The organism is Actinoalloteichus sp. GBA129-24, assembly GCF_001941645.1.
Taxonomy (GTDB): Bacteria; Actinomycetota; Actinomycetes; order Mycobacteriales; family Pseudonocardiaceae; genus Actinoalloteichus_A; species Actinoalloteichus_A fjordicus.
The window spans coordinates 3,377,271-3,394,667 of sequence record NZ_CP016077.1 but is presented as its reverse complement, the minus strand read 5'-3'; the positions used below and the strand labels follow the sequence as shown (position 1 = coordinate 3,394,667).

General features: G+C 71.3%; 17 protein-coding genes. 7 read left to right on the top strand and 10 right to left on the bottom strand.

Going from position 1 to position 17,397, the window contains the following annotated elements; translation table 11 throughout:
* Positions 1-48 precede the first annotated feature (48 nt).
* Entirely contained in the window at positions 49-204 is a 156-nt protein-coding gene (locus tag UA75_RS32885) for a hypothetical protein (protein WP_232251207.1), read from the bottom strand.
* A gap of 176 nt (positions 205-380) precedes the next feature.
* Here UA75_RS32885 and UA75_RS15250 point away from each other — a divergent pair, with 176 nt between their 5' ends.
* Positions 381-1,133 (top strand): class I SAM-dependent methyltransferase, encoded by a 753-nt coding sequence (locus UA75_RS15250; RefSeq protein ID WP_075740817.1) that lies wholly within the window; start codon positions 381-383, stop codon positions 1,131-1,133.
* Between the two features lie 362 nt (positions 1,134-1,495).
* On the opposite strand, the gene UA75_RS15245 is transcribed toward UA75_RS15250, so the two are convergent.
* Positions 1,496-2,317, bottom strand: coding sequence for an alpha/beta fold hydrolase (locus UA75_RS15245; RefSeq protein ID WP_075740816.1), 822 nt, complete (start codon positions 2,315-2,317; stop codon positions 1,496-1,498).
* Between the two features lie 83 nt (positions 2,318-2,400).
* Here UA75_RS15245 and UA75_RS15240 point away from each other — a divergent pair, with 83 nt between their 5' ends.
* Entirely contained in the window at positions 2,401-2,958 is a 558-nt protein-coding gene (locus UA75_RS15240) for a CGNR zinc finger domain-containing protein (protein ID WP_075740815.1), read from the top strand.
* A 423-nt stretch (positions 2,959-3,381) separates the two neighbouring features.
* On the opposite strand, the gene UA75_RS34925 is transcribed toward UA75_RS15240, so the two are convergent.
* Together UA75_RS34925 and UA75_RS15230 are read right to left on the bottom strand one after the other, a co-directional pair.
* Positions 3,382-4,278, bottom strand: a complete 897-nt coding sequence (locus UA75_RS34925) for a DUF4132 domain-containing protein (RefSeq protein WP_157434199.1) — start codon at positions 4,276-4,278, stop codon at positions 3,382-3,384.
* A 71-nt stretch (positions 4,279-4,349) separates the two neighbouring features.
* Positions 4,350-5,153 (bottom strand): phosphotransferase enzyme family protein, encoded by an 804-nt coding sequence (locus UA75_RS15230; RefSeq protein WP_075740813.1) that lies wholly within the window; start codon positions 5,151-5,153, stop codon positions 4,350-4,352.
* A gap of 262 nt (positions 5,154-5,415) precedes the next feature.
* Here UA75_RS15230 and UA75_RS15225 point away from each other — a divergent pair, with 262 nt between their 5' ends.
* A complete protein-coding gene (locus UA75_RS15225) occupies positions 5,416-5,829 on the top strand; it encodes a GNAT family N-acetyltransferase (protein WP_075740812.1) in 414 nt (137 codons plus the stop codon).
* A gap of 90 nt (positions 5,830-5,919) precedes the next feature.
* Here the strand turns inward: UA75_RS15225 and UA75_RS15220 are convergent, their stop codons facing one another.
* Positions 5,920-7,443 carry an MATE family efflux transporter gene (locus tag UA75_RS15220; RefSeq protein ID WP_198043031.1) on the bottom strand — a complete coding sequence of 508 codons (1,524 nt, stop codon included), beginning with the start codon at positions 7,441-7,443 and terminating at the stop codon, positions 5,920-5,922.
* 330 nt (positions 7,444-7,773) lie between these two features.
* Between UA75_RS15220 and UA75_RS15215 the strand changes: the two genes are divergently transcribed.
* The 3 genes from UA75_RS15215 to UA75_RS15205 all read left to right on the top strand — a co-directional run bounded on the left by UA75_RS15215 (position 7,774) and on the right by UA75_RS15205 (position 10,446).
* The gene (locus UA75_RS15215; protein WP_075740811.1) at positions 7,774-8,454 is read left to right on the top strand and encodes a helix-turn-helix domain-containing protein; all 681 of its coding nucleotides are present in this window, start codon (positions 7,774-7,776) and stop codon (positions 8,452-8,454) included.
* A 47-nt stretch (positions 8,455-8,501) separates the two neighbouring features.
* Positions 8,502-9,428 (top strand): hypothetical protein, encoded by a 927-nt coding sequence (locus UA75_RS15210; RefSeq protein ID WP_075740810.1) that lies wholly within the window; start codon positions 8,502-8,504, stop codon positions 9,426-9,428.
* Between the two features lie 385 nt (positions 9,429-9,813).
* Complete coding sequence (locus UA75_RS15205) at positions 9,814-10,446, top strand: GNAT family N-acetyltransferase (RefSeq protein ID WP_075740809.1); 633 nt, start codon at positions 9,814-9,816, stop codon at positions 10,444-10,446.
* Positions 10,447-10,498: 52 nt separating this feature from the next.
* On the opposite strand, the gene UA75_RS15200 is transcribed toward UA75_RS15205, so the two are convergent.
* The 5 genes from UA75_RS15200 to UA75_RS15180 all read right to left on the bottom strand — a co-directional run bounded on the left by UA75_RS15200 (position 10,499) and on the right by UA75_RS15180 (position 16,545).
* Entirely contained in the window at positions 10,499-11,521 is a 1,023-nt protein-coding gene (locus UA75_RS15200) for a serine hydrolase (RefSeq protein ID WP_075740808.1), read from the bottom strand.
* Between the two features lie 527 nt (positions 11,522-12,048).
* Positions 12,049-12,567 carry a methylated-DNA--[protein]-cysteine S-methyltransferase gene (locus UA75_RS15195; RefSeq protein WP_075740807.1) on the bottom strand — a complete coding sequence of 173 codons (519 nt, stop codon included), beginning with the start codon at positions 12,565-12,567 and terminating at the stop codon, positions 12,049-12,051.
* Between the two features lie 1,072 nt (positions 12,568-13,639).
* Positions 13,640-14,485, bottom strand: coding sequence for a Rossmann-like domain-containing protein (locus UA75_RS15190; protein ID WP_232237765.1), 846 nt, complete (start codon positions 14,483-14,485; stop codon positions 13,640-13,642).
* Positions 14,486-14,544: 59 nt separating this feature from the next.
* Positions 14,545-15,570, bottom strand: a complete 1,026-nt coding sequence (locus UA75_RS15185) for a pyridoxal-phosphate dependent enzyme (protein WP_075740805.1) — start codon at positions 15,568-15,570, stop codon at positions 14,545-14,547.
* 204 nt (positions 15,571-15,774) lie between these two features.
* Positions 15,775-16,545, bottom strand: coding sequence for a methyltransferase (locus UA75_RS15180; protein WP_157434198.1), 771 nt, complete (start codon positions 16,543-16,545; stop codon positions 15,775-15,777).
* A 321-nt stretch (positions 16,546-16,866) separates the two neighbouring features.
* Between UA75_RS15180 and UA75_RS15175 the strand changes: the two genes are divergently transcribed.
* Positions 16,867-17,385 carry an isochorismatase family protein gene (locus UA75_RS15175; RefSeq protein WP_075740804.1) on the top strand — a complete coding sequence of 173 codons (519 nt, stop codon included), beginning with the start codon at positions 16,867-16,869 and terminating at the stop codon, positions 17,383-17,385.
* The last annotated feature ends 12 nt before the right edge of the window (positions 17,386-17,397 follow it).

Below are 17,397 nucleotides of genomic sequence, written 5' to 3'. Positions count from 1 at the left end.
TTGTTCCCGATCACGCGAGCGCCACCATAACAGCACCACCCCCGACGGTCATCCCGTGAACCAGCCGAAGACACCGCCGCGCAGGCTCCGCGACGACCACCGCCGCGCACCGAGGAGAACACCCGCCGACGGCGACAGCCCACCACGCACGGCGAAGATCAGCACGAACACCGGGGACGCCGCCCCACCGACACAGCCGGACACCGTGACCAACCACCGCGCCCCTGCCCCGCACGCCCGAGGAGCCTCACCGAGCACGACGAACGGCCCGCCCCCTCCCCCGCGCCTGCCTCCGCAGGACCCCCACCAGACAGGACCCCGGCGACGCCGCCGAGAAATCCGCTGGCCTGCCGGACGCGCCAGCCGGCACGCTCCCGGTCATGACACGGACCTTCGAGGGGCTCCTCGCCGAGGCCGACGCCGCCGACGTCGACGGCTGGGGCTTCTCCTGGCTCACCGGCCGCGCGACCGAGGAACGCGCCCCGTGGGGATACACCCGACTCGTCGCCGAACGCGTGCAGCACGCCACCGCCCTGCTCGATCTGGAGACCGGCGGCGGCGAGGTCCTCGCAGGGATACCCGGACTTCCCCCGACGACCTGCGCCACCGAGTACTGGCCGCCCAACCTCGCCCTCGCCCGCCGCAGACTCGAACCGGCAGGCATCACCGTCGTCGACGGCGACCCCACCCGGCTGCCCTTCGACGACCACACCTTCGACCTGGTGATCAGCCGCCACCCCGTCGCACCCCCCTGGTCGGAGGCGGCACGGGTACTCCGACCCGGTGGCACCCTGCTCTCCCAGGGCATCGGCCCCGGCAGCATGATCGAACTCGCCGAGGCCATCACCGGACCCCGCCCACCGGGCACCAGACCCGACCCGGAACAGACCGCCGAGATCGTCCGGCAGACCGGGCTCACCGTCACCGACCTGCGCTCGGCGGCCCTGCGAGCCGAGTTCCACGACATCGGCGCGGTCGTCTACTTCCTCCGCAAGGTGATCTGGACCGTGCCGGACTTCTCCATCGAGGCCTACCGGGCCCCACTCGCCGCACTGCACGCCCGCATGCGCACCGCAGGCCCCTTCGTCACCCATGCGCAGCGCTTCCTGATCGAGGCCCGCAAGCCGACCTGACCGGCACCGAACCGCAGGCACCCGCCGCCCGACCGACCAGACCACCCCGGCCGTTGCTCTCCGCACCCCTGTCCGGCACAGGCTCGATCCCAGCGATGCTGCGCATCGACATCGGCGCCGCAGGGGGCACTCAGCCTGCGCAGGCGATCACCTCCCGCGCGTGCCTTCCGCGCGCCTACCGGGGGGCGGAGGCCGTCCGCGACCGGTCACCACCGACACGCCGGTCTGATCGAACGAGCCCGGCAGACCCGCCTGCCCGACACACGCCCTCCCCGAGAACACCCACCGACCGCCTGCGCACCAGACCTGCCGCCGCGATCTGCGGCGGACGCCGACCGGGGCCGAGACCAGCGCTATCGTGATCAGTCGGCCAGGAACTCGTCGAGCAGCGCCGTGAGCGCCCCCGGCGCGTCGAACTGGACGAGATGACCCGCCTGCGCGATCATCTCCAGCCGGGCGTTCGGGATCACCCCGGCCAGTGTGTGGGCGCGATCGACAGGCAGCCAGGCGTCCTCGGCCCCCCAGGCGACGAGAACCGGAAGGTCCAACTCGGGATAGCGGTCCTCCATCTCCTGCGTGAACCGTTCGTCGGCCTGGGCGATCTGCCGGTAGAACGCGTCCTGACCCACCGCTCCCAGCCACGGCCGGGCCAGCTCGGCAAGCAGGTCGGCAGGCAGGACCCGGTGAGCCGCCGAGACCAGGTAGCGGCGGACCAGTGCCTCGTGCAGCGACCCGGGCAGCTGCCCGAAGACCTCGGCGTTCTCCCGCACCAGCCGAAAGAAGTCACTGCCCCACGGGCGGACGCTCACCGCGTCCACGAGCGCCAGCCGCGCGTAGCGGACACCGCTCAGCAGCGCGGCCCGCAACGCGACGGTCCCGCCGACGTCATGAGCGACCACTGCAGGCTCGATGAGTCCCCACTCGCGGAGCAGATCGGTGAAGACCTCCTGCTGAGCGACGAACGAGACGTCCTGACCCGCCCGCATCTCCGAGCGGCCGTAGCCGGGCATGTCCCACAGATAGACGGTGTGCCGCCGGGCGAGTCCGGTCGCGACGTCGTGCCAGACGCGGGAGGAGAACGGCGTCCCGTGCAGGAGGACGACCGGGCTGCCCCGGCCGGCGCAGGTCCAACGGACGACACCGTGCCGAGTCGGAAAGCTCTCGACCAGCTCCCACATGATCATCACACCTTTCGTTACCGTCTTGTCCAGCTAGACGGTAACAGCCGTGGTTACCTGCTCCAAGGCCAAGCCGGTAACATGCTCGAGTGGCCTACACCCGACCCCCCGCCCCGCCTCCCCTGACCACGATCGAGGCGTTCTGCAACTCCGCATGCCTGCTACGAGACACCGACGCCTTCACCGACCTCCCGAATACCCAGGCCTGGCTACGAGAACACGGACACCACGACGTCGCCGACGACCTCGACGAGGACGACCGGCGCGAACTGGTGACCCTGCGCGAGGCGATCCGCCACCACCTCGCAGACGACGACACCGCCGCCGACGCCAGCCGCATCCTCAGCAGCCGGGCAGCGACCATCCTGAATCCACCACAGTGGCCCGACCAGGGCCCGGCCCGCCTGACCCTCGTCGCACACCGGCCCGCCGAGACCATGATCGGAGAACTGCTGACCGCCCTCGCCACCGAAGAGATCGCGGGCCGACGCACCCGCCTGAAGGTCTGCCGCGCACCAGACTGCCAATGGGTCTACTACGACCGCTCCCCCGGCGACAACAGCGTCTGGTGCAGCATGAGCACCTGCGGCGCCCGCCACAAGATGCGCTCCTACCGCAGCCGCCACCCCGACACACCCCACGACTGACCACCGCGAACCGGCCGCCCACACCACAGCCGATCCGCTGTCGAGACAGCCCGCACGAAGCGCCGTGGCACCCGCCGACAACCCAGGCGAACACAGCCGAGAAGACGCTCCGGCCCGAGATCAACGACCGCCGCGCCGCGCGATGATCGCGGCGTGGAGTCGCCTGCCCGGACTGAACGCGACGCTCCGTCGACTCCACCCGAGAACCCGACTCCTCCGGACGCCGCGACCTCTCCTCGATCGGACCAGAAGTAGACAGTCGTCACGGCATGCGGACACGGCTCAACCCGCGGACCCGCGAACATGCCGTTCCGAAGTCCCGCCTGCCGCGCGCCAGACCCCCGAGATCGCAGGCACCACCACCCGCAGAACAGAGCCCGGGCCTCGCCCCAACCACGAACAAGCCCGGCCCACCAGGCCCGCTCAGGCCACCGAGCCCGCCTCCGCGCCGAAACGACCCGCGAACACCACCGACGCCATCCGCGCACCCTCCGACCAGGCGACCGGACCGACGTCGCTGCACCGCACGCGCGTCCCCTCCGGCAACACCCAGAACAGCTCCCCGGTGCAGGCAGGCAGATCGGGTGAGCCGCTGCCGATCCAGTACCGCGCCTCGAGGGTTCGTCCCCGCTCGAACACCGAGCAGACCGCATACCCGTCTCGCACCGTCAGCCCCTCGGCCCGACAACGATCCAAGGCATCGCCCAACTCGACGAAGTAGCCGTCGGCGTAGTCCGCGATCGCCGTCGCCGTCGCCGACATCACCGTCGGCCGAACCTCGGTCTGCCGAAAGAGCTGGGCGACCGGCTGCTCGATCTCCAGGACGATCGCCAACTCCTGGAACCGCTCCAGATCCGGCAGCAACACGGGATGCCCGATCACCAGCCGAGCAGGCGTGAGGGTGCGCACCGCCCCGGACGCGTCCACGACGAGCACACCGCCGTCGGCATCGACGTCGCGCAGCAGGCCCGCCGACTCCGTGACCAACGAACCGCGCCCGTCCACCGGAACCACCACGAGCGCCGACAGCGCAGCCCGCCAGCTCTCGTCCTCGAACAGCCGGACCAACGTCGACACCGGGATGGGCAGCGAGCGCACCATCCACCGCCGCACCGTCTCCCGGCACTCCCGCCGAAGCCGAACGGCCGGGTCGCCTGCAGCCGCCGGGGCAACGGCCGAAGGCAGCGCCGCACCGTCGGAGGCGACCAGCACCAGATGCCCACGATCGGCCCGACGTCCTCCCCGACGCCGCGCTCGCCTGCGGGCGACGCCCGTGATCGCAGTCCGCTGCTCGTCCCTCGTCATGTCCGTCGCCCCCATCTGAAGATCGTTGATCAAGTCGACGCGGACCTTATGGCAGCGCCCCGACAAGACCACCGGCGCCCGTCCGATCACGCACCGGATTCAGGTGTCATCGTACGGTGGCCGGCGGCGTCGGGGGACATGATCAACGCTTGTCGCCAGACATCGAGATGACGGCGGACGTACTCCGCGGCAGGCCCCCAGTGCCGGGCGTGCCCCTCGGCGTGCAGCCGGGCCCAGGGCTGCCTGCCCGTCCGCGCGCCCTCGACGAGCAGATCGTGCATGCCGCGCACATGGTCGACGATCAACACCGGCAGCGCGGCACGCTGCTCCGCGTCGAGTCCGTACCCGTCCGCCAAGGCGCGCAGCCGAGGCGCGTCGATGTTCGGGTCACCGCCGGGATGCAGCGGAACGAATCCGTGTGCGGCATAGGCGAGGTCCCAGAGCCGTGAACCTGGACCCGCACCGTCCCAGTCGATGAACACCCACCGGTCCCCGTCGCGGACGAGGTTCCACGGGGCCAGGTCGTGATGGCAGATCAACTCGACGCGATCGGGCGGGATCACCACGTCCCACCGCGCCTCGTCACTCGGCACGAAGGTCTCCGCCGTGTCGTGCAGCAGGCGGATCAGCCCGCCGAGACGACGCAGCTCGGGGACGGTCATCGGCGGGAGCCGGTCGCTCATCGTGGCCGGCACGTACTCCAGGACGTGGCGGCCACGCTCGTCGATGCCCGCGGAGCTCGGCGCGTGCGGGAAGCCTGCGTCCCGCAGGTGAGCCAGGAACGCGGCGACCGACGCGGTGGACTCGACGGCGGGCTTCCGCACCGTGTCACCGACCCGGACCACCGAGGCGCTGACGTTGCCACCGGTCAACGGCTCCTCTTCGCACATCACCCGATCATGACTGATCGCTCGCCGCCGACACCGGTCCTCGCCTCGCCTACGCCCTCGCGGCTTTTGTCTGTGATGGTTTGGTATTTGATTCAGTTAACACTGAAACAATAGAGGTAGCAGTAATGAAAGCCGGGTCGATCGCGCCGAGCGCAGCTCGAGCCATGCCGTCGGCGATCTCGGTACGCCCGAAACCGTGCGGCGGTCGAACACGAGGCCTGCGGCACGGGGTGCGGCGTGTTCGACCGTGCCGACTCGTCGGGTGTCCTCAGCCGAGCGCGGCCACGGGCTGCCCACCGCCGAGGACGTGCACGGTCGCATCGCGGAACAGCTCGCCGAGGCGGCGCGCTCGGGAATCCGGCTGTATGCCCTTCGTCGACGAGCAGAGGGCGACGTCGTCGGCTACTGCGGGTTGATCGTCGGTCGGGCCACCCGCGCCGAACCCGAGATCGGCTACGAGTTGTTCCGCCACGCCCAGGGGCGTGGTGAGGCCGCCGAGGCGGCCCGCGCGGTGCTCGCCGCCGCCGTGACGACCGGGCGGCGGCGGCTCTGGGCGACCGTGCGCACCGGGAACACCGCATCGCTTCGCGTGTTGGACAAGCTCGGGTTCGAGCGAGACCACACCTCGACCGACCGGAAGGGCGAACTGATCTGGCTCACCCGCGGCCTGCGGTGAGACGGGCGAGCGCCCGGCGACCGGACGGGCCGCGGGCCTGGAGCGTCGGAACCGGCCGCCGCCACCGCCTCACATCGGTCGTCGTCCGGATCACGTGATCGTCGCGCCGGGCGGGGCGGCCTTCGCCGTGACCCGTCGGAACGCCACGACCTGGCCGACCCCCAGCAGGAGGTTCGTCACCAGGAGCGCCGCCCACAGCCCGGCCAGACCCGCCGACGCCGCGATCGGGAGACACAGCAGCACGAGCAGCCCGTGCCCGGCCGCCAGCACGATCATGCTCGGCACGGTGCGGCGAAGTCCGATCAACGCGAATCCCAGCATCGCCTGCATGCCGTCGGCCACCACCACCAGCAGGATCCACGGGAGCAGACCCGAGACCGTCGCCGTGACCACCGCGTCGGCGCTGAACAACGGAATCAGCAGGTCGCGGCACGCCGCCAGCGTCAACGCCACGACGGACAGGGCAAGGACGCCGATCCGGACTCCCGCCCACGCGATCGGACGACTCCGTGCCCCGCCCGAGGCGACGTCCCTGGCGATCAAGGGCACCATCGCCTGGCCGACGGCCACCGCCGTGGTGAAGGTCAGGTTCACCAGCGACACCGCGATCCCGTGCGCAGCAGAGGCAGCGGTGCCGATGCGGGCGGCGGCGAAGGCCAGGACCCCCAGCGACGCGAATTTGATCAGGACCGTGGCCGAGAGCGGTATCCCGACCCGCAGCAACGCCGTCACTCCCCGCACGGTGGTTCCGCCCCGGGTCGCCCTGCTCCCCGTTGCGGTCACGACGCGGCGCAACCCGACCATCGTCACCAGGGCATTGCCCGTCACCGCGATCAGCACGGCCGTGCCTGCCCCGGCGGCGCCGAGGCTGGGCATTCCGGCGAGCCCGAACACCAGGGCAGGGGACAGCGTCACCGTGAGCAGTGCGCCGACGAGTCCGCCGTGCAGGACGGGGCGTGGCCTGCCCAACCCGACGAGGGCGGCCGAGGCCGACGAGCCGACGGCGGTCACCAGCACGGCCGCCGCCAGGATCATCGGCAGCGCCCCGAGCCGCGCGATCGTCGCGGCGGACACGCCGCCCGCCTGCGCCACCAGGCCGACGGCGGCGGTGGCGACGGCGCCGAGCAGCCCTACGAGCAACGCCGACACCAGGCCGTCCCGGATCACCGTCCGGAGACCGCTCTGATCGGTGCCGCTCGCCGCGACGAAGGGCATCACTCCTCGGGTCGCGCCGCTCACGGCGGCTGTGGCGGGCAGATACACCGCCATGGCGATCGTGAACGCGGCCAGTGCCGCCGTGTCGTGGCGCCCCAGGACGGCGGTGTTGACCAGCGCCGCCATCGCCGTGACGATCAACGACAACGACAGCGGCAGTGCGGCACCGACGATCCGGCGGGCATCACCCTCGCCGGGACGGGCTGTACGGATCTGCGACGAGCGTCGGTCCGGTTCGTCGTCGGCCCGCTGCGGTCGACCGCGAGCCCCGGTGAGGGCGCCCGCCGTCTCGGGTCGGGTCGGAGTTCGCGGCGAGCCGGTGCTGTCATCGTCGGTGCGGTCGGGGCCGGTGGAACGCGGGGGCGTGGTGTCGGTAACCGGCCTGCCCGGAGTGTCCATCCCGTCAGTCAACAACGTCGAGCAGGCACCACGCTGGGGCCACGCTCGACGAGATCGGCCGATGATCTCGGTGCGCCGACCGACACGTCTCCCGCGGGCGACGGCCCGGCCACACCAGCAGACCACCACACCCGCCTGCCGCGCCCGTCGCCGCCAGACCCGACAGGCAGCGCTGGCTCTCTCCCCCGGTGCGGTGGCCGCTCCCGCGTCCGATCGTCGGTCCGCGCGCACTCCACCGGAGTCGGCCGAAGCCTGCTGCCACGGGGCTGTCTGCATCGGATCAGTCCGGGCACCGCGACGTGTCGGTGCTCTCGGGCAGGATCGGCGGCCGTGTATCGGGAACGACCACCGTCGGAGCCGCTGCGCGGCCTGGTCCGCTGCCTATGGCGCGCGCGGGAGTCCACGACCCGGCTGATCGTCCCCGACGGATGCCTGGATGTGATCGTGGCCGCCGAGCGGGTCTTCGTCGCGGGCCCGGACACCCGCGCCTGGCAGTCCACGGTGCCGCCGGACACGGTGATCACCGGTCTGCGGTTCCGGCCAGGTCAGGCCGCGCGGGCGTTGGGCGTGCCTGCCGACGCACTGCGGGACTCCCGCGTCGAGCTGAGCGAGTTGTGGGGCCCGACGGGGGCACGCCTCGCCGACCGACTGCGGGCCGATCCGGCTGCCCTGGCCGAGGTGATCGCGGGCCGTCCGCTGGCCAGGCCCGATCCGGAGCTGACCGAAGTGCTCGCCAGGATCGACGCGGGCGCGACGCGGGTGTCCGCCGTGATCGCCGACGTGGCGCTGAGCGAGCGACAGCTCCGTCGCCGGTTCCGCGCCGCCGTCGGCTACGGTCCCGCCACCTACCTGCGGATCAGCAGGCTGCGTCGCGCGATCGCGGCGGCCGAGCACGGGACGCCGCTGGCCGAGGTCGCGAGCAGGGCCGGTTATGCCGACCAGTCGCACCTGTCTCGCGACTGTCGGGAGCTCACCGGCCGCACCGCGGCGGTGTTCCTGCGTCGGAGGTGACCGTTCTGTTCACGACGCCGCCGGGGTTCGGGCGGCAGAATCCCGGAATGCCCACTCAGATCACCGAGTTCCGCGCCCCGACACGCAGCGCCCTCGGCTTCCTCGACGGCCACGCCCGGCTGCTGGAACGTCGTCTCGCCCAGGCCTGGTTCGCCGCGCCCGATCCAGAACACGCGCATGCCGTGCTGCACGCGTTGGAAGGCCACCGCAACGCCGACGGCGGGCTGGGCCACGGGTTGGAGGCCGACGTCCTGGCACCGGACTCACAGCCGTTGGCCGTCGACTTCGCCTTGGAGGTCGTGGAACAGGTGTTGCAGTCCCCGTCGGGACAGCACGCCTCGGTCCGCGACCACGCCCATGCCTTCGCCGCCGGTCTGCCCGCGTACCTGGCGGCCCAGGCGCAGGACGACGGCGGCCTGCCGATCGTGCTGCCCACGATCGCCGCGTATCCGCGCGCCGAGCACTGGGGTGACGGCAAGTTCCCCGCCGGACTCAATCCCACGGCGAGCATCGTGTCCCGACTGCGTGCCCTGGAGATCACGTCGGACTGGACGACGGCGGCCGAACAGTTCTGTGCCCGCCACATCGAGACGCTGCGCACGGCCGAGTCCCTCGACGCCCACACCGCCCTGACCGTGTTCTGTTTCCTCGATCACGCGGCCGAGCAGGATCGGGCCCGCGAGGTGGCCGCCGAGATCGCCGCGCGGGCTGCCACGTGGACGTCGTTCCACCTCTACCCCGGATCGGGCTACGGGCTGGGACCGCTGGACTTCGCTCCCGGCCCGGACCACCCGCGTCGGGGACTGTTCCCGGCGGATGCCGTCGAAGCACACCTCGATGCGATCCAGCAGACCCAGCAGCCCGACGGGGGCTGGCCGCTGTCCTGGCAGCCGCCCGGCCCGGCTTCGGAACTGGCCTGGCGGGGCGTGCTGGCCCTGCGCAACGCGCGACTGCTGCACGCCTTCGGGCGGTGAGGCGGCCGTACTGCCGGACCTCGCCGCCCGCAGCACGTCATCGGCTCGGGTCGGGTTCGGCCCGCCGCCACGAGGCGTCTCGCGCGCCACTCTCCGGTTCTGGTGCGCGTCGCGGCGGCTCGAACCACCCGCCGCGACGCGGCTCGCCGGACTCCGGGCCCTCGTCCGCCACGTCACTCCTTGTACGCCGGTGCGTCGGACCGGCGGTGCGGCGAGGTCGAACACCGCAGGCACGGCCTCCGACGACCGTCGCGCGCTCGACGACGGCACGATCATGATCGTAGAGTCGATGCGACGACGTCGAAGGCCGATTCCCCTCGAGGCTGCCACGCAGGCAGGTCGGGGCTCGGCGCGTCGACCGCCGTGAGAGGAGCCCGCCGTCACCATGCCTCAGCCGGTGATCCGCCCCTACCGACCAGCCGATCGCGACGCCGTCTACGACGTCTGTCGCCGCACCGTGTTTCCGCGCGCGGACGCCGCCGAGGTCCATCCCGACCTGATGGCCGACATCTTCGCCGGTCCCTACCTGCATTTACAACCGGAGTTGGCGTTCGTCCTCGACGACGGCGAGCGGGCGGTCGGCTATGTGATCGGGGCGGCCGACACGGTGTCCTTCGCCGCGGAGTTCGCCGAGGTGTGGCTGCCGATGGTCGCCGACCGGCATCCGCCGCCCGGCGACCTCCCGCACACGCCCGACGAGGAGATGCGGGCGCTGCTGCACGCCCCGGGACGGATGGTTCACCCCGTGCTCGCCGATCATCCGGCGCACCTGCACATCGACCTGCTGCCGCAGGTGCAGCGCTCCGGGTACGGCCGGGCCCTGATGTGGACGCTGCTCGCCGCGTTGAACGCGCGGGGGGTGCCACGGGTGCACCTGGGCATGGTCCCGGAGAACGTGGCGGCCCGTGCGTTCTACGACCGGTTGGGCTTCGAGGAGATCACCGTGCCCGGTGCGGCGCGCGGCACCTATCTGGGCCGCTCGACCGAGGTTCCCGCCGGGCAGGCGGAGCGTCGCTGAGTCCGCTCCCCCGGCCTCGGACACCTCGGGTGCTCTGCTGCGGTCGGGTGGCTCAGCCGCCGTTGCGCGGCCGGTAGTCCGGGATCTCCCGATTCTCGAGCGGGCTGGTCAACGGGGTGACCGAGTCCAGGAACACCCGGCCCATCACCGAACGAGCCTGCACCGCCGGGTGGGTGGCACCGAAGTTGCCCTCGTCACGCACCCCGCGCGCGAACAGCGCGAAGGTCAACACCGGGGCGCCGTCGAGGTCGAAGATCACTCCGGCCTCGTTGCGACCGTCGTTGAACCAGCCTGCCTTCGTCGCCACCCGCAGTCGCTCGTCGGACGACATCTCGCGGCGGATGCCGTCGGTGAACGCCACCGGGGCGCGCAGGCAGTTCAGCAGGAACTCGGTGGATTCGGCCGACAGCAGTGTGCCTGCGACCAAGGCGTTCAGCATGTCGTGGGTCTCACGCGGAGTCGTTCTGCCCAGGAAGAAGCGATTCGGATTGGCGACCGGCGAGACCTGCGTCTGCGGGTAGCCCTTGGCGACGAGGATCTCGTTCAGCTCGGCCGCCGGACACACCAGTCCGCTCAGGCGGACCGCCGTGTTGTCCGAGACCGTCAGCAGCAACGCGAGGACATGCCCCACGGTCACCTGGCTCGGGTAGGCCCGGTCGAGGTAGAAGACGCCGTCACCGTCGTTGGCGATGATCTCCGCCGAGACCTCCACCTGCTGATCCAAGGTGATCAGGCCTCGGTCGATCTTGTCCAGCACCGCCACGGCCACGGCGATCTTGTTGACGCTGTAGGCCTCCACGACCTCGTCGATCGACTCCTGCACGGAGGGCACCGCCGTCCCCGCCGCGTCGACGACCGAGACCAGCGAACTCCAGGTCCCGCCCGCCGCGGCGGTCTCGGCGCGATAGACCTCCGCGATCACGTCGCACGCCGCCGAGGCCGTCGTCACTGCCTGCCGAGGCCTGGCCTGCTGTGCGACGGCCGTCCCCGACGTCGCCAGGGCCGCCCCCGCGACCGCCATCGTGCCCAGTCCCAATCCCAGCACAGCACGCCGGTTCACCTTCGCTGCCACCATGGCTCCTCTCATCGTGAATGATGACCACAGCACGCCGATGCGCAGGACTTTTCGACCGACAGGTCATCACACGGACCACACGGGCGGGGCCGCACCACGCCGCCGCGTCCGGGCCGCCACCGGGGCGGGTGCCCAGACGGCCGCCGCCGAGCGGCGGTCTGGGCAGCCGACGGCACCCGGGTCGACGGGATCGTGCATCGCATCCCGACTCCGGCTCGGATCGTCGTGCGCCGCGCGAGATCAGCCTCGTATCGTCGACGCGGCGGCGGCGCGGGATCGGCTCGCCGCACACACCGGCCACCGGTACGGGCAGGCACGGCGGCGGAGTCCGTCCGGGGCGGGTCGAACGCAGGCTGGGCACCGCGTCGCAACGGAACGCCCTGCCACGGGCCGGCTCGCACGGCACGACCGGGACCGCCCCTGTCGCCCGCGCACCTCAGCCCGACCGCCGACCCGGCGTCGCCGCGATCATCGGGACCGCCGATTGACGAAACCTGCCGAGCGGCCGGCCCCGGCCTGCACCGCCGTCAGTTCACCGAGGGCACCGCCCGATGCACCCGTTCCAGCTCCAGCAGACGCTCCTTACGATGCAGCCCGCCTCCGTACCCCGTCAGTGCGCCGCCCGCACCGATCACCCGATGGCACGGCACGATGATCGAGATCGGATTGCGGCCGTTGGCCGCGCCCACCGCCCGCGATGCCGTGGGCCTGCCCAGGCGCTCGGCGATCCACCCGTAGGTCACCGTCTCCCCATAGGGAATCTCCCGCAACGCCGACCAGACCTGCTGTTGAAACGGCGTGCCCTGCGCGGCCGTCGGCAGGTCGAACTCGGTGCGCCGCCCCTCGAAGTACTCGGTCAGCTGCGCGACGCACTCGGTGAAGCTCGTGGCGTCCGCCGGACCGAAGGTCTCCAGCGCGGGCCGGTGACGATGCTCGACCATGTACACGCCGCACAACAGGCCGTCCGCCGCCACCAATGTCATCGGTCCCAACGGGCTCTCCATCACCGTATGCGTCCGCCGCACGGCGACACCGACCTTCCCCATCGTCTGCCTCTCTCGTCACTCACGTGATCATCAGTCCGTCACCACCGTCGCACCCGGAGAGACCTGCTCCGCACCCGGCACGGCCTTGATCGGGTGCTCCCCGACCCACCGCAGCACTCACACCGCCTGCCGCAGGCACCAGCCCGAGTAGGCCGGCGGGCAGCCCGCACTCCTGCGCCGCGATCCGCACGACGGCTCCCGAGGCCGCGAGCCCATCGGGAGCGACCGGACGACCGACGCGCCGTCGACGCTGCTCGTGGCCGGTCGCGGTGCGAGACGGAGCGGACCAGGCGTGCACTGCCCTCGCACACCCGCTCGACGTCCACCCGCACCCGGCCAGCATGCCCGGACCACGCCCGCCCCAGCCGGCGGGAATCCGACATCACAGCTGCGGACTCGACAGGCCGACGGCGGCGGGTTCCGTACCTGTACTCGCTCACCCGCGACGGCCGTTAAGGATAACGTCCGTCATAACGACTCGGGACCGCCAGGAGCCCCAGCGTCCGGGACGGCCCGGATCGGGACATGATCCTCCACGGACCGAGTTTTCGACGCGAACGTCAGGCCTGTCAGCCTCGCCAGGCGGCGGGCAGGCGGGCAGGCGGGCAGGCGGGCCGATGCTCGACGGCGTCGGGATGCCGGCAGCCGCCCGGCCCGACTCCGGCGCGGCGGCACGCTCCCAGCCGCCCGGAGGCCTGCTCCTCCGCCTGGCGAGCAGAGTGCCGTGCCAGCGGAATATCCCCGCCTCCCGGCTGGTTGAAGGGAGTGGTCGGTGCGGTTGTGTCCCCCGGGCTCAATACCACGCCGTCGCGGAATACCGGTCCGGCCGGAGCCGCGTTCGGAAACTCGCCGTGAGGCGACCCTCCGCATCGGCCCCACTCCGTGCCGAGCCCGCCCCGACCGGCTCGGCACGGCCTCATGCCTCCGCTCGTCCCCAAGGCAGCAGCCGTCGACAGCGCACCCGCCAGCCGGTGTTCGAGCCGCCGATTCGAGCTCGATGACTCACGTAGATCGCCCCGGCACCACGCTGACGGCGATGATTCGTGCCGGGAAGGCCGTAGCCGGACGCTACTCACGCCCGATAGCGGTACACCGTCGTGGTCTCCGCACTGAACTGCGAGAACGGGAACGGCTCCGCCGACAAGGCCGTGACCCCGGCGCCGAGGAACTCCCGGACCACCGCGCTGCCGGTCTGTGCGTACACGACCAGCGGCAGTCCGCGCTCCCGGCAGGTCGACAGCAGCGGGTCGAAGGTGCCGTTGCTCAACGTCATCCCCGTGGCCACCACCGCGTCCGCCTCGGCGAGCACGGTCGCCATCGACTCGGCGACCGGATCGCCCCATGCGGTGGCCCGCAGGTTGAAATCGCAGGGCAGCGGCACCCCGCCCCGCTCCCGGATCGCGGCGACCAGCGGGTTCACCACGCCGATCAGGGCCACCCGTGCCCCCGGCTCGATGTCGAGCAGTCCTGCCACGGCCGCGTCTCGCGCCGCCGCCCGCTGCTCCGGCGTCCCGGCGGGCAGTGTGGTGGCCTGGGCGGCGGCCGCCGTCCGATGCGGCCGCACCTCGCCCAGGTAGGCGTCCAACGCCGCCACCCGGACCGCAGGCCGCTCGTCGGCGATCAACTCCGCCAGCACCCGGCCCGCCACGCCCTCGCAGAAGTCGGCGGCCACCTCTCCCGTCTCGAAGGAGCTGGCCCCGAAGGCGCCGCCGACCCGCAGCAGCACGTAGTGATTGAGATACGTCGCCGCCGAGCCTGCCAGCCGCGTCGTGTGCCGAAGCCAGAACGCGCTGGTGGCCGTCAACTCCGACGGTGGCGGGCCCAGCTCACCTGCCAGCACCGACTCGGCCAGCTCCGCCAGCGTCGTCGCTCCCGCCGCCATGGTTCCGCTCTCTGCCGACCGCCTGTTCGACGCCACCGCCGTACCTTCCTCATGTCCGCCCCGGGAACGTCCGCCCCGGGAAGGGGTCCGGCCCGTCACCGGACACCCCGCCCGGCCCCGGCGGGCTGCGGGGCAGGCCTGCCCGCCCAGTTCATCGCCGACCAGGGCCGGGCCAGCTCCCGCACGGACTCGACCTCCAGGGGCTCCAGCTTGTCCACCTCGTGCGCCTCGGCATGTCTGCTGAACGCCGTCTCCACATAGCGGTGGCCGGTGTCCGCCGCAATGAAGACCTGTCTACGAACACCGTCGAGCCGGTGCTCCCATCGCGCGGCCAGGTAGGCCGCTCCCGCCGAGAGCCCGGCGAACACCGCGTTGGACCGCAACAGGCCGACGGCCCCCGACATCGCATAGTCGAAGGACAGCCAGTGAATGCGGTCGTACAGCTCGTGTCGCACATTCTGGAACTCGATCGAACTGCCGATTCCGGCGATGAGGATCTCCGCGTCGGCGAGATGCTCGCTGCCGAAGGTCACGCTGCCGAAAGGCTGCACCCCCACCAGCTGCACGTCGCGCCCCGAGGCCCGCAGCCACGAGGCGATCGCCCCGGTCGACGCCCCGGTGCCCACCGCGCCGACGATGCTCAACGGCCCGTCGGGCAGCTCCTCGCCGATTTGACGCGCTACCTCGGCATATCCCGAATAGTGAATGGAGTCGTGATACTGCCGCATCCAGTGATACGACGGATTCTCCCGTAACAGCTCAGCGATGCGGCGAACCCGGAGATTCTGATCCAGCCGCAGGCTGGTGGACGGCCGGACCAGTTCCACCGTGGCTCCCAGGATCTCCAGTTGGACCTGCAACACCCGGTCCACCGTCGTCGACCCGACGATGTGACACCGCATCCCGTGGCGATGACACGCCAAGGCCAGCGCATAAGCGTAGATGCCGCTGGACGAGTCGATCAGCGTGTCGCCGGGTCGCACCCGGCCCGAGTCCAGCAGCGCACGCACCGCGCCCAATGCCGAGTACATCTTCATCGTCTCGAATCGGACGCAGACCAGGTCCGAGTCCACCGAGATCATCGCGGGCCGTTTGACGGCATCCGTGACATGGTCATACATCCGCGCCCCCGCACAATCGACCTGATCGCCATCACCTTCGGCCACGATCCCGCGCCGCCGACCTCGTCCACGCCCAACCGGCGCGCCGCCGAGAACGGTCCCCGGCTCGGCAGGCATCTCGCCCGGTCCGCCTCGCGACGACGCGGGCGCGGAAGCGGACAGGATGCCCGGCGAGGAACCGGGCCGTCGCCGTCCCCGGCTCGGCTACGGCCGGACTCCGCTCAAGCGGAACAGGTAGGTCAGCACCGCGTCGCCCCAGGTCTGCACGTGCACCGTCTCCACAAGAAGTCCGCGCCGCAACGCATAGTCGATCGCGCCCCGCAGGTCGGCGGTGTTGGACAGGAGCAGAAACGCCGAGCCGCCGACGGCCAGCAGATCACGGTCGACGAGCTGGTCCACGAACCGATCCACGATGGTCCGACCCACGCACACGTTGCGCACCACGTCGGGCACCTCGCTGGTGCGCAGACTCACCGCGGGAGGATTGAAGGTCACGACGTCGAACCGCGTGCCCGGCGCGACCGCGTCGAACAGATCCGAGGTGAGAGCCTCGAACTCCGAGGCGGACTCGGGGGCCGCCAGCCGGGCGTAGTGCTCGGCGGCCACGCGCACGCTGTCGGCGTGTACGTCGAGGACGACGACCTCGCGAGCGCCCCGCATCCCCGCGATCACCGCCTCGACGCCGAGGCCTGCGCCCATCGCGGCATACGAGCGGTCTGCCAGGGCGATGGTGCCGTCGAGCAGCCGGTCGTGCAGCACCCTGCTCGTCCCGCCCGGCAGGAACACGCCCGGCGGGACGTCGAAGGCCCAGCCGTTGTACTCGTGGCGTCGCCAGGTGTGCACATCGCTCTTCGCCTTGTTGACCTCGAGGATCTCGGCCCGCGACAGCGTGGCGGGCAGTCGGGCGAGCCACTCGTGATCACCCGGCGACACCTCGGGCGACGTGGTGCTGCCGGACTGCGGCTTCCCGTGCATCGACACTCCTCATTCGCGATTCACCACGCGCACCGTCGCTTCGAGTGACGTACGAGCCGGTCATCGAGGCCGGCCACGACGATGAGGGATCACGCTCCGCGCGCCCTCGACCACTGAACGACACATAGCTCGATCATGGCACTATTGAGAATAATTTTCAATAGATTGCCGAGGTCTTCGTGTCCGCACTGCCGGGACCGACAGGCGACCAGGGTGTGCGCGTCTCGACCGGCTGCATCGTCCGCTGCGGCGGCCCGATCGTCGACGGCCCGCGGACCCCGCGTGGCGTGTCCTGTCCGAGCCGCCGGATACCGTGCAGCAATGTCTGCCGTGCTGCTGCTCATCGATGTTCAACGCAACATGCTCGAAGCGCCCGAGCCGGTGCCGGAGGCGGCGCTCGTCGCCCCGGTCATCGAGAATCTGCTCGTCCGAGGTCGCGCCGAGGGCGCCAGGGTCATCCACGTCCGCAACAACGGGACCGACGACGACCCGGACCTGCCCGGCACCCCGGGCTGGGAGCTCGTGCACTCGCCCCGGCCGGGCGAGGAGGTCGTCGACAAGCGGCAGGCCGACGCCTTCGAGGGCACCGGGCTGGCCGAACTCCTTCCCGAGCCGACCACCCTGATCGTCGCGGGCATGCAGAGCGACTACTGCGTCCGAGCGACCTCGCTGGCCGCCGTGCACCGAGGACATCACGTGGTGCTCGTCAAGGGCGCGCACGCGACCTACGACGACCCGGACGAGAAGATCCCGGCGCGAGCGGTCTCCACCGAGATCGAGCAGGAGTTGGCAGCGGCAGGCGTCCGGATCGTCGCCCCTGCCGACGTCGTCTACTCCTGAGCGCATCGAACG